The organism is Psychrobacter faecalis, from assembly GCF_016107575.1.
GTDB lineage: Bacteria > Pseudomonadota > Gammaproteobacteria > Pseudomonadales > Moraxellaceae > Psychrobacter > Psychrobacter faecalis.
In genome coordinates this window covers 39,704-52,712 of sequence record NZ_JABAST010000020.1, presented here as the reverse complement: position 1 = coordinate 52,712, position 13,009 = coordinate 39,704, and the positions used below count along the sequence as shown (strand labels likewise).

Sequence of the window (13,009 nt, the reverse complement as noted above, 5' to 3'; positions counted from 1 at the left end):
ATAATTTGCTTAAACAGCCACAAAGAATTCGGTCGTTAACTGCTCGTGCTTGGGCACAACTTTAATTGTTGGGTTTGGTATTATTAATAATCAATAGAAATATTTAACTTTAATCTTCTGCAATGACTATTTGTTGTTTGGGCTGATGCTTGATAATGGTCTTGGCCAAATGATCGCCAAACCAAATGGCGGTATCAATATCGCCTGCGCCAGGCGTGACTTCAGGCGGTCCATCTAGCGACTGCGTCATCAAACCCAGAAAGCTCGAAAGACGATTTAAATCATGCGCTTCATGTCCTGTTGGCATCAGTGGTAAACCGATCCAATTCATTCCGTGCTGCATGGCATAAAGACAAATCTGCTGCAGGACGGCAAGCTTATCACCACTCAGACCGCCCGAATTGGCAAAACCTGCGGCCCACTTGCCTTCCCATTTACGGTGATACCAACGCTTAGAAGTCTCATCCATAAAAGTCTTAAAGCCTGCGGTCACGCTGCCCATATACACGGCACTACCAAACACCAATAAATCCGCCTGATCGACAAAATCCCAATCAACGTCATGCACATCGACCGCTTTAACCTGCGAATCTGGTAATTGTTGACGCGCGCCCGTCACCACTGCTTCGGCAACGCGTTTGGTATGCCCATAATTACTATGATAAATAACCGCCATCGATATATTAGCGAGATTGTTCTCATGCTCTAAAATGGCAGGCGGTGTGTCAGGTGTATTCATACGAACTCTAATAATGACAATTAAAAATGAAATAAAAATAGAAGCTCAAGAGCTGAATCAAGCCAACTCTCTAGAAGCGCTACGGGTAATAATCAATGCCATACGTCCGGTTGCAGGCTGGCCAAGATGCGTTTGACGTCGATAAGAATAATAATGCGAATCCGCATAGCTGCAAGGTATTTCGGATTGATTGCTAACGGTAATGCCTGCTGCACTTAATTGGTCAGCGGCAAGCTTTGGCAGGTTCAGTTTAATCTTGTCCGCTACAGATGCTAAGACATAACGTTGTTCAAAGCTTTCAAGATGCTGTGATGACAAGACTTGATTATCTACACAGCCTGCGAGCAACTTATCTCGTACTTGGCTGCCGACTTCATAATTTTCTTGACTGATACAGACGCCAATCCATGCCGTGATTGGTTTATCAGCATCAAAGCGCTCGGCGGTTGCCTTTATGACGCCGCACGCCAGCCCTTGCCAGCCTGCATGGATAGCAGCTATCTGCCCCGTTGCGGGCTGGTATAAAACTAACGGTACGCAATCGGCGGTCATAATCGCAAGCCCCAAGTCCGCCTGCTGACTGACCATGGCATCGGCATCTAGCGGGCGTATAGGTAGCGCCGTCGCATCGACATCATAAACCTGCTGCCCATGAACTTGATTGAGCCAGTGCAAGCTATTAATTGGCGCACGCTGCCCCGCCGCTAATTGCTCATTAATCGCCGTTAATAGACGCATGCGATTGTTTAAGACTGTTTTGGCGTTATCATTGACATGCAAGCCTAAATTTAGCGCACCATAATTTGCCTGATTATCTACCTCATTAGCCGCTTCACTATCATCGCTGCTAAAAGCTGCCGTTTGAAAAACCGTCACGTCATCAAGCTGAGCAACTAAGGTGACAGGCAGATTGTTTGTTATGTTAGGCATGGTCAGTGCACCAGTCTTATCGTTATTATTAGAGCATTACAGCCAGATTGTTACCAGACGAATGTCATTATTTAATAGAGCTCATCAGATTTTATTCTTCGTCATAACCTTCGCTTAACACCGCCATCAATTGCTGCATGTCTTCAGGGATTGGCGTGGTAACTTCGATATCTTCACCAGTCGTTGGATGCACGAAACCTAAAGTATAAGCATGCAATGCTTGACGCGGGAAATTATTGATTGCCTGACGCTGCGCTTCTGTTAAGCCTGCTCGCAATTGACGACGCCCACCGTAGACACGGTCACCGACTATCGGATAGGTAATGTGGCTTAGATGCACACGAATCTGATGGGTACGCCCCGTTTCAAGACCGACGTCTAATAGGCAATAGTTATCGTTCAGCGGTGTGACATTCAATAAATGCGTAACCGCTTCACGCCCTGCCGTCATCACCGTCATTTTGGTACGTTGATTGCGATGGCGACCAATCGGCGCGTCAATACGGCGATGACGCAGTAAACTTGCCGCATCCCCTGCAACCACACATTGGTAATGACGATAGACAGATTTGTCCTTTAACTGCTCCATTAAAGCCATTTGCGTAGGCTTGGTTTTACCAATTAACAGCAGTCCCGAGGTGTCTTTGTCAATGCGGTGTACCAATCCAGCCCGCGGCAAGTGGTGCTGCTGCGGATAATGATAGAGAAGCGCATTGACCAAAGTGCCGGTCTGATTGCCAGCGCCCGGATGGACAACCATACCGACAGGTTTGTTAATCACTAGGACATCATCATCTTCATAGACAACTTCGATATCGATATTTTCTGGCTGATCTTCGCTATGCTGCTGCAGTGTCGTCGATAAATGCAAGACATCACCTGCTTTGACACGAATTTTCGGTTTTTGTACCGTCCCGTTATAAAGCAAGCTGCCATCAGTAATCCAGCCTTGCAGCTGGGCACGCGAGAAATCGGCAAATACTTTTGATGCCAGTTTATCAATACGTAAGCCCGCTTCGTCTTCTATGACGGTATGCGTGACATCAATAACGACCGGAACCGCTTGCCCAGCAACTACGACTGAATCCTCACTGTCTTCGTCTTCGTATTCGTCTTCGTATTCATCTTCATCGTCGACAATATCGTCATCGACCAATTCATCCAACTCATCATTGGATATGTCCGGCGTTTGCTCATCAAGCGCGCGCTGATGGTCATTTAATAATTCATTTGGCATTGGTAACTCTTGTGCTGATATATCGGTATCTAACGGTTGTTTCTTAAGGGAATTGGTCGTCATAGCATCATTATTCATAGCGGATTGATATAGGGCAAAGTCACTTACAGCTTTATAAGCCGACTTCATAAGAAAACGAGATAAGAAAGTGGACTGGCGCTTACAGACCAGCAAAAATAAGGACGGTCGAAAAAAGCAGCAGTTATATCGTCATAGTGTAACATGCCAAGCGCCTAAGCCCTACAGAAGCTGCGTGTTATCTGCGATTTTATCGTTACCTTCTTTTCAAAGGTGGTGAGCCGTGTTAAAAATCTATGAAAAGTGATAAAAGTTAAGCCGCCAGCCGATGGCATTGTTTGGTAGATTAGCTCTCTAAAATATGACATGGCTGTAATTTACTGTATATTTGTCCTTGTCAGCCATATTCAATATCGCTCGTGACGACGGCTCATGCTAAACTACAGACCGAAGCTAACACAGATAAAGCATTAGGCCTTTAACTACAAAATAGATAACGAAAAAATAGACGAAGCATGCGTTATTCTATAAAGTAAGCGTTGTTTTGCTGTATGCTATGGCACTGATTTTTAAAATAAGAACTTTTAAAATAATTTATTTTATTAATATTGGCAAAACTGCATTTGATAAAACGATGTGGATAATAAGTGCGCTAATTGCTAGCGCTTACTTAGTAGCCGACCGTTAATGGATGCCGCCAGCATCGTTTTTTATTATTACCCTTATTACCCTTTTATAATTTAGCCTAATAGCGTCGCTGCTATTACGCGTCTTGTGTCGGAGAAGAAGTATGCAAGCTGTTGGCAATACGTTTATCAAACTGTCCTCAATCACCTTACTGGCGTTAAGCGTCAACTTGGTGGGTTGTCAAACGTTTAAAAACCTAACTGGCGGTAAAGACGTGGATGCGGTTGCCACTGCTGAGAAGTCTGAGCAAGGTTATTATAATGACGCCATCGCTCAGATTGATAAGGGTCGCTATACGCAAGCTATCGAAGATTTGAACAATCTGCGCACTTTTTATCCAACGGGACAATATGCCGAACAAGCCTTGCTTGATGTGATGTACGCCCAATACGAAAGTGGGAAGTTCGAGGCGGCTGCGGCCAGCGCTGAGCAATTTATTAGCCTATATCCTTCTAATCCGCAAGTCAGCTATGCTTACTACGTGCGCGGCGTGGCCAATATGCAAGGCTCGTCTGAAGGTCTAAAATTGTTTAAGCTCAATCAAGCTGAGCGTGATACCGCCTATTTGCGTATTGCCTTTGCTAACTTCCAAGAGCTTATCAATAAATACCCAAACAGTCCTTACGCGCCCGATGCTGCTCAGCGTATGACCTTTATCTATAATCAGTTTGCCGAAAGCGAGATGAGTGCAGCCAACTGGTATGTCGAGCGTGAAGCCTATGTCGCTGCGGTCAACCGAGCTAAATGGGTATTCCAATATTATCCATTAAGTGAATCTGTGCCTGATGCCCTCGCCGTATTGGCTTATAGCCATGAAAAGCTCGGTCTTAATGACTTAGCAAATGAGTATAAGACGCTATTGCAAATCAACTATCCAAACATGCTCAGCGCTGATGGACGCGTCAAGCTCAATACCAAACGTGAGCGTACTTTATTTAATAAACTCACCTTTGGACAATTAAACCGCTTTAATAAAGATACCTCGGTTGCGTCAGGTAACTACAATGGCGCCACCAAAACCCAAGTGATTCGCAATGCCAATCAATTAAGATTGCCGAGTGATAATGCGGCTGCAGCAAATGCTAACGCACCGTTAAATATGTCTCCTAAGCGTGCCAATAGTGGTATCAATGTAGGCTTAGGTTTGCCTGAAGCATCGACCGAGCGCGTGACGAGCCAATCGAGCACTGGCGATACTGCTAGAGAAGCCGATGTCGACCCACAAAACATGAATCCTGTACGCCGTACTACATTACCTGCTGAGTAAATTGATACGGCTCGCGTCTATTTTAGACGCTTAGTACCTATCATCAAAAATAAGGTCAACGTTCTGTTGGCCTTATTTTTCTGTTTTTACTTCTTATAATTTTTATCTACTGTCAGTTTTTTGTAGCTGATTGTCGATGCTTAATATAATCGTCCTATGGTAAACTGTTTTTTGTATGAGCATTCCTAACCATATTCTCGAACAATTAAATAGCCAAGCTGACTTAATCAGTATCATTGGGCGTCATACCACGCTCAAACGTGCGGGTAGTGAGTACAAAGGCTGCTGCCCGTTTCATGGCGAAAAATCGCCGTCTTTTTATGTCAATCCACAAAAAAACATCTACCACTGCTTTGGCTGTAGCGTTGGTGGTAATGCCATCAGTTTTTTACGTGACTATGAAAACTTAACCTTTATCGAAGCGGTTAATGAGCTGTCCAAACAAACGGGCATCGAAGTGCCAAAAGAAGAGCAGCAAAACGTCAGCTATCAGCGCGCGCCCGTTAAACCAAAAGCTAAGCCGGTAACCAAGCCAAGACTCGCTATTCAGCCAACAACATCGGCAGCGGCAATGCAACCGCAAGCGTTTCATAGCCAGCCCGTAGCTGACAATTTAACGTCCACAAACTTGCCAACTGCTGATATGCAGCCGCCAACTTATAATGATAATTATGAAAATTATCCGCCATTAGACGCGTATGATTCGATGCCTTATACAGCCGATGACTACGATACTCATTATCAAGGTGCTAACGATCAAGACGATAATAGTTATCCGCCTGCATGGTTGACCAGTGGTGGTAGTGCTGCTGATACTACTGCTCTTTATGATGAAACTAGCGTCTCTGATAAAGACGGCAACCTTTACGAGTTATTAGAGCAAATCCAGCAGTTTTATCAGCATAATCTCACCACTCATCCGCATGCCAAGCATTACTTTTTATCGCGCGGTATCACCGAAGATATTTTTGAGGCTTTTGGTCTCGGCTATGCGCCCTTTGGTTGGCAGCATCTTGAGCATCAATTCCCGCAAGATATCGAGGGGCTTAAAGCGCTAGGCTTGGTACGCCAATCAGAATCTGGGCGCGACTATGACCTACTGCGTGACAGGGTAATTTTCCCAATTCGCGATAACCAAGGTCGCACCATTGGTTTTGGCGGTCGCGCGCTTGATGACGAAGTAAAACCCAAATATATTAACTCCTCTGACTCGCCCGTTTTTCATAAGCAGCACGTCCTATATGGCTACTATGAATCTCGCCAGCAGCGCGCTGATAAATGGTTAGTAGTCGAAGGCTATATGGATGTCATTGCCCTGTATCAAGCCGGCATTTATGGTGCGGTGGCGTCGATGGGTACGGCGATTAATGAGAGCCAAATATCACGGCTATTGACATTAAACCCTACCCTGACATTGAGTTTCGATGGAGATAGCGCAGGGCAAAAAGCCGCTTGGCGTACGCTTGAAGTCGCGCTGCCTGTGCTTGGCGATGATAAAGAGCTGCGGTTTTTAACCCTACCGAATAACCATGACCCTGATACCTTTATCAAAAGTCAGGGCGCGGACGCCATGCGCGAGCAAATCGCCAATGCCATGCCGCTATCGCAATATATCTTTGCTTATTTGAGTGAGCGTTATGACTTAAGTCTGGTCGAAGGCAAAGCCAAGCTGATGTCACAAGTGCGCGCCTTGACCACTGCCCTGCCGAAAGGTAGCAGCTTTCGCTATCTGTTGAACAATGATATTTATCAAAAGCTTGGCGGCAGGCGCAATCAAAACAAAGACGCAAGAGATGCGCTGTTAGATTTCGATGGTGAGATGACCATCAGTCAGCAGCTGCAGCTGTGTTTTTTATTCCAGCCGCGCACCTTAATCGATGACCCTATCGAAGCCATTTGGCAGCAGGCAGGTATTCATGAGCTGCAGCTACCAGCGCATATTAAACAAAAAGCCTCTGCTGATATATTGCGTCCACTGGCATGGGAAGATTTGCAAGATAATGCTCTGCTCGATATCGTCAGCACCATTAAGCGCTGTCTTAATTATCTACCAAAAGACGCTAATGCTGCGGCGCACTTTATTTTATCGAATGTCAAACCGAGCACCCAAGAAACGCTTAGCGGTGATTGGGGCGCTTTTTATAAAGCCCTTACTGCTCGTAATATCTTAAGTTTAGATGGCTTGGTCGAAGAGCTGGTCAGTCAACTTCTTGAACGCCACATGAAGAAAAAAATTCAAGACTTGGTAAAAAACCCAGACAACATAAAACTGGCAATTGTCCGTAAGCAATCACAGTTATTGAATGATTGGCTACGCGAACAGCACGCGGAACGCTCAGCACAAATGGCCACGGTGAAATCTTAATAGCTAGGCAAAACTTTATTTATCATCGGTAGCCCTTTAAAAGCACAGCCATTGCCCCCACTATTAATGATTATGCCCAGTTGCATATTGAGCGCCAAAGCAAGCGCTGGTTAAAAAATGATAAAAATGTCATGGCTAAGAAATAATCATCAATACAGATAATAAATGCCTGCGAGATTCACTAGCTTGTGCTTGATGAGCCTGGTCTGTGTTAAACTGTGTCGCTGTATATTTCTAGCCCGATTTAATAGATGACAATACGCCCATATTATTGAGTAGCATTTTTGGTGCAAGCGCAATTTTAGCGAACAACTTTTAAAGCGTTTTTTAGACTATTCATTTTAAATGCTTTTAGATTTTAAACCGCCATTTTAAGCAAGTTTAAGTAACGGTATTTTTTAGGTAAGCGTGTTTTGACGTATTTATGCAGGAACAGTTTTTAGCGGTTTTTTAGTATTGTAATTGTCGTATTTTGAGCCTTTATTCATATCCACTCATTTTTGTTATTATTGACAACCTTTACGCCATATTTTGATGAATCGATTGATTATATCAACGCACCCCGTAAGCGTTAGCGAGTCACAATATAAAAATGTCCGATACAAGCAAGCGAGTATTTATGAACGATAAGTCAGTTTCTAAGTCCACATCTCAACTGGCCACCTTAATCCAAATGGGTAAAGAGCAAGGGTATTTGACCTATGCCGAGGTGAATGACCAACTGCCCGACTCTATTACTGAAAGTGATCAGATTGAAGATATCGTGCAAATGCTAACGGACGTTGGCATTAAAATTTTTGAATCTGCGCCCGACGCCGATGACATCTTGATGAACGATGATTCAAGCGATGATGACATGGCAGCCGATGAGGCCGCAGCAGTATTGGCTTCGGTTGAGACCGAACCGGGACGCACCACTGACCCTGTACGTATGTATATGCGCGAGATGGGTACGGTTGACCTTTTGACCCGCGAAGGCGAGATTGCCATTGCTAAGCGTATCGAAGAAGGTATTCGTGATGTGCAACATGCCATGGCCTACTGGCCGGGTACGGTACAGTTTGTCCTTGATGAGTACGAAAAAGTACAAGATGGCGAGAAAAAACTGTCTGACGTTATCACAGGATTTTTAGACCCTGAAACCGAAGAAGATAAAATCGCCGCACAAGAAGCCAAAGATGCTGCTAAAGAAGAGCGCGAGCGTATCAAAGAAGAAAAAGAAAATCCGCCTGTCATCAAAGCAAAAGCCAATGCCAAATTGGCGCTTGACGATGATGATGAAGACGAAGAAGAGGTTGAAGAAGAAGCCGAAGAAGAAACCGGCGGTATCGACCCAGAAGAAGTTCGTCTGCGTTTAGAAGAAATTGAACATCTATTTATCAAAGCCAAGCAAGCCTTGCTTGATTATGGCCGTGGTAGCGTAGAAGCTGAAGCGGCTTACGCCCTACTTGCTGAGCGCTTTATGATGCTCAAACTCAATAATCGCTTGTCAGACCAAGTCATGGCAATCATGCATGATGTCTATGATGATGTGCGTAAGCATGAGCGTCAAATCATGCGTTTGGTAATTCGCCGTGGCCGTATGCCGCGTGACGAGTTCCGTAAGACATTCCCAAGCAATGAAACCAACGTCGATTGGCTGATTGAACGTATTAAAGGTAAGCCTGCGTTTGCCGGTACGCTAGAAAAAGTCGCCGACGATGTGATTTTATTGCAGCGCCGCATTCGTGACTACGAGCAGCAGCTCGATATGAAAATCCACGATATGAAAGACGTCGCACGCCGTATGGCTGTCGGTGAAGCTAAAGCACGCCGCGCCAAAAAAGAAATGGTCGAAGCTAACTTACGTCTTGTTATCTCTATCGCTAAAAAATATACCAACCGTGGTCTGCAATTCTTGGACTTAATCCAAGAAGGTAACATCGGTCTGATGAAAGCGGTCGATAAATTTGAATATCGTCGTGGTTATAAGTTCTCAACTTATGCGACATGGTGGATTCGTCAGGCAATCACCCGCTCTATCGCTGACCAAGCGCGCACCATTCGTATTCCTGTGCATATGATTGAGACTATTAATAAGATAAACCGTGTCTCTCGTCAGTTGCTACAAGAAATGGGACGTGAGCCTACACCTGAGGAATTGGGCGAACGCTTAGAGATGGACGAAGTCAAAGTCCGCAAAGTGCTCAAAATTGCCAAAGAGCCTATCTCAATGGAAACGCCAATCGGTGATGATGAAGATTCGCACCTAGGTGATTTCATCGAAGATGGTACAATTTCAAGCCCAGTTGACGATGCGACGGCGGCTGGTTTGCAAGAAGCCACGCGTGATGTCTTGAGCAATCTGACTGAGCGTGAAGCACGCGTGCTTAAAATGCGCTTTGGTATCGATATGCCAACCGATCATACGTTAGAGGAAGTCGGTAAGCAGTTTGATGTCACGCGTGAGCGTATCCGTCAGATTGAGGCAAAAGCTTTGCGTAAATTGCGTCATCCTTCACGTTCTGAGCATCTGCGCTCGTTCTTAGAAAATGACTAATTTATCTAGACAGGATTCATTGTCTAAAAATTTCTTAAAATTACATCAAAAAAGCTGAGCATGTCTCAGCTTTTTTGTGCCCGTTATTTGATGGCGGTTATTTAATAGCTATTAGCTTATGCTATTAACTTATCTAATCAAAATATCCTAAAAACGCTGCGTTATTGCTGATATCAATTTTTTATAGCCTCTGTCTGCGCAGGCACAGCAAGCAAGAAAAATTGCTATCAGCAGCAGTATACTTAGAATTACTACAAGATGCGCTCGAGTCAGAATGTGCATTTATTGAATCATGCTTTGCGACGACTGGTGAATTTCCTGCTCCCGGTGAAGCATATTGCCAAGCGTTTGAAGTACGTTATAAAAGCGCAATTACCTTACGGTTTTTAATTCGCATGGCCTATGCCGCACCTGCGCATTTGACTAATACCAGCGCGGCGACTTTTAATGTCTATATAAAGGTGTTGACTGAGCAAATACAGCTGGCTCTGAAGCCTTATGAGCTTGATGCTGGGCAGCTAGCGCTTTATACCGACGCCTATTTAGGTGTTATCGATAGCTTAAGTGTGGAGCTGCTATATGCAGAAGGGTTATATGAGCGCCGTTTTAAAGCCATGCTAATGCTCTATCATACAGCTATTGCACAGCTTAATAAAAAATAGCTTTTTAAATGTAAAACAATTTTATTAATGGTTATTTGAGCATCACTTGCTAATGATGACTGATCTCGCCTATCATAGGGACGCTCGGTTGTCTTATAACCATAAAGACCAACATTTGAGTCATAAAAACCTTGTCGGGGTGCTTTGATTTTGACGCTTTAACTACCATCAAAATCATGGCTGAGAGTTACCCGCGAACCTGATGCAGTTAGCACTGACGTAGGAAACAAGCGTGTCGATATATAAGTCACAATTACTTTATATTTTGCCAATCTATTTAACCTAGACTGGCAAATTTATTGTGCCTTATTATCTCTTTTTTTCTGCCATTTTCTTACTGCACTTTATAACAGTAAGTGAAAACTATGGATTACCAAACACTACGCAATAACTGTCCGACTTGGGATGCTTATATTGGACATGATTTTGTCAATCAACTGGCAGCAGGAACGCTCGCCCCTGACAGCTTTCGCCATTACCTTGTGCAAGACTATTTATACTTAATTCACTATACCCGCGTGATAGCGCTGAGCGTATATAAGAGCGACACGCTGGCACAAATGCGCGTCGGTCAAGCCGGTATCAACGCCATGCTTGATTTAGAAATTGGCATGTATTTAGACTTTTGTCAGCAGTGGGGAATCGCGCTTGAGGAAGTTGAAAACGCTCCTGAATCGCCAGCCACCATTGCCTACAGCCGTTATATCTTAGATGCGGCAATGTCAGGCTCGCTAGCTGAACTGTATGCTGCAATTGCACCTTGCTTGATGGGTTATGGGGAAATTGGTAAACGTATTAAAGAACAAGGCTTTGTCGCGGGCAATCCTTATCAACCATGGATAGATGTCTTTGCCAGTGATGAATTCCAAACCATTACTGCACAAAATGAAGCGCATATTAATAAGCTGCTGACAGACGCTAGCGCTACTCAAGCAGACAAATTTCAACGCTTATTTAACACCGCATCTCGAATGGAAGTCAATTTTTGGCAGCAGGCGTTAGATTTGTCTTAATTTATAAACAATCTGACTTGGTTCTAAAAAAACCCTCTAGAATCAAAAACAATGATCAATAATAACGATCCACAAGGAAAAACATCATGGCAGCATTCGATGAACACGCAAGCGCGTATGACAGTTGGTTTTTTGACAATCAAAACTTGCTCACCAGCGAACTAAAACTGGTTGCTCATTTCTTGGATAAAGACAGCGAGATATTGTCTGTCGGCTGTGGTAGCGGACTGTTTGAGTCTCTACTGGCAAAAGACTGTGACATTCATATCAAATACGGTATTGAGCCGTCAAAAGACATGGCAGCAGTTGCAGAAAAGCGCGGTATGCAAGTCGATATCAGCCCTGCCGAAACCTGCGAGATTGAGCCCAATAAGTTTGACATCATCATGTTTAACGGCAGCGTCAGCTATATCAGCGATTTAGATGCCTGTATCAAAAAAGCCTTTGACGCTCTAAAAACGGGCGGCAAACTTATTCTGATTGATGTACCAAAAGAAAGTGGCTTTGCCAGCTTATATAACCTTGCCAGCGCGGTAGATACGTGGGAGCATCCACTACTTGCGCACATCTCGCCTGCTGATCCTTATCCTATCGAGCTGGTTAAGTCAGCTAACTGGCGTACCTCTGATGAAAAAATCGCCTTAATGCAAGCCAATGGTTTCGTTGATTTTGAATATGCGCAGACTTTATTGACCCATCCTATGTATGCCAACGACAAGGTACAAGAGGTCATCGAAGGCTATGATCGCGGCGACTACGTGGCAATTTGTGGTTATAAAAAATAACGGTTTTAATGTGCGTTATCGCTGGCTGACACTTGAATAATACGCCGAACGCCCTTATAAATGGTGCATAAAGCGCTTATCATATTTCAATAAAAAATAAGGACCACATCATGACTGATGATCCAAAAGACACCACTACTCCAAACACTGACAACTCGAGCACCGAAAGTCAAGGCAGCAATGCTAGTCCAACGTCGAAAAGAGAAGTTAAAGTGACAGAATTGGTCGCTAATGACGGTATCTTAAAAGGCAAAAAAACCGATGTGCAAAACCCTGAGCTGTGGGAGTTCCCAATGAACTATCCAATGAGCATCATCGGTCATGAAGGTGAGCACGAAAGCTTGCTTAATGAAGTGAAGCTTATCTTGGGTAGCCAATTCCCTGAGTTTGATTTGGCCTCTATGGAAGTCAAACCATCAAAAACAGGACGCTTCCATTCGGTACGTGCCAATTTATACTTAACCACCGTTGAGCAAGTGAACACGCTTTATGCGGCGCTTGATAATGCAAGAACCGTACGTATGGTGGTTTAACGGTAGTTTTGCTAATTTTATAAAATCTAGCCCGTTTTTCATCCGAATCGTCACTCATATGGGTGGCGATTTTTTATTGTCTGCGGTACAATCTCCACCCGAAATATAACTGCTATTTAGACAATTGGCCTTTATAAATTTAGCCAACAATAAAAAGTAAATTCGCGCCATTTTTTACAAAACTTTTATTATTTTTCTTATCGGCGTCTAACCCTTATCCCATCGTCCTTTGCC

General features: G+C 44.1%; 10 protein-coding genes. 7 read left to right on the top strand and 3 right to left on the bottom strand.

All coding sequences use genetic code 11. The annotated features are described in order from the left end of the window. Positions 1 to 109: 109 nt before the first annotated feature. The 3 genes from JFC07_RS07950 to JFC07_RS07940 form a co-directional block, all read right to left on the bottom strand. Positions 110 to 739 carry a flavodoxin family protein gene (locus tag JFC07_RS07950; RefSeq protein WP_198328800.1) on the bottom strand — a complete coding sequence of 210 codons (630 nt, stop codon included), beginning with the start codon at positions 737 to 739 and terminating at the stop codon, positions 110 to 112. Between the two features lie 57 nt (positions 740 to 796). After that, positions 797 to 1,669 carry a purine nucleoside phosphorylase YfiH/LACC1 family protein gene (locus JFC07_RS07945; protein ID WP_227678250.1) on the bottom strand — a complete coding sequence of 291 codons (873 nt, stop codon included), beginning with the start codon at positions 1,667 to 1,669 and terminating at the stop codon, positions 797 to 799. Positions 1,670 to 1,760: 91 nt separating this feature from the next. Then, a complete protein-coding gene (locus JFC07_RS07940) occupies positions 1,761 to 2,969 on the bottom strand; it encodes an RluA family pseudouridine synthase (protein ID WP_227678251.1) in 1,209 nt (402 codons plus the stop codon). Between the two features lie 745 nt (positions 2,970 to 3,714). Between JFC07_RS07940 and JFC07_RS07935 the strand changes: the two genes are divergently transcribed. From JFC07_RS07935 to JFC07_RS07905, 7 genes are all read left to right on the top strand, one after another. Then, complete coding sequence (locus JFC07_RS07935; protein ID WP_198328798.1) at positions 3,715 to 4,878, top strand: outer membrane protein assembly factor BamD; 1,164 nt, start codon at positions 3,715 to 3,717, stop codon at positions 4,876 to 4,878. A gap of 175 nt (positions 4,879 to 5,053) precedes the next feature. After that, positions 5,054 to 7,243 carry a DNA primase gene (locus JFC07_RS07930; protein WP_198328797.1) on the top strand — a complete coding sequence of 730 codons (2,190 nt, stop codon included), beginning with the start codon at positions 5,054 to 5,056 and terminating at the stop codon, positions 7,241 to 7,243. 619 nt (positions 7,244 to 7,862) lie between these two features. Continuing rightward, positions 7,863 to 9,782 carry an RNA polymerase sigma factor RpoD gene (rpoD, locus tag JFC07_RS07925; protein ID WP_144296886.1) on the top strand — a complete coding sequence of 640 codons (1,920 nt, stop codon included), beginning with the start codon at positions 7,863 to 7,865 and terminating at the stop codon, positions 9,780 to 9,782. Positions 9,783 to 10,003: 221 nt separating this feature from the next. Further along, a complete protein-coding gene (locus JFC07_RS07920; RefSeq protein ID WP_198328796.1) occupies positions 10,004 to 10,444 on the top strand; it encodes a hypothetical protein in 441 nt (146 codons plus the stop codon). A 365-nt stretch (positions 10,445 to 10,809) separates the two neighbouring features. Further along, positions 10,810 to 11,457 carry a thiaminase II gene (tenA, locus tag JFC07_RS07915; protein ID WP_198328795.1) on the top strand — a complete coding sequence of 216 codons (648 nt, stop codon included), beginning with the start codon at positions 10,810 to 10,812 and terminating at the stop codon, positions 11,455 to 11,457. A gap of 86 nt (positions 11,458 to 11,543) precedes the next feature. Further along, complete coding sequence (locus tag JFC07_RS07910) at positions 11,544 to 12,242, top strand: class I SAM-dependent DNA methyltransferase (protein WP_198328794.1); 699 nt, start codon at positions 11,544 to 11,546, stop codon at positions 12,240 to 12,242. A gap of 221 nt (positions 12,243 to 12,463) precedes the next feature. After that, positions 12,464 to 12,775 (top strand): YbeD family protein, encoded by a 312-nt coding sequence (locus JFC07_RS07905; protein WP_286797783.1) that lies wholly within the window; start codon positions 12,464 to 12,466, stop codon positions 12,773 to 12,775. The last annotated feature ends 234 nt before the right edge of the window (positions 12,776 to 13,009 follow it).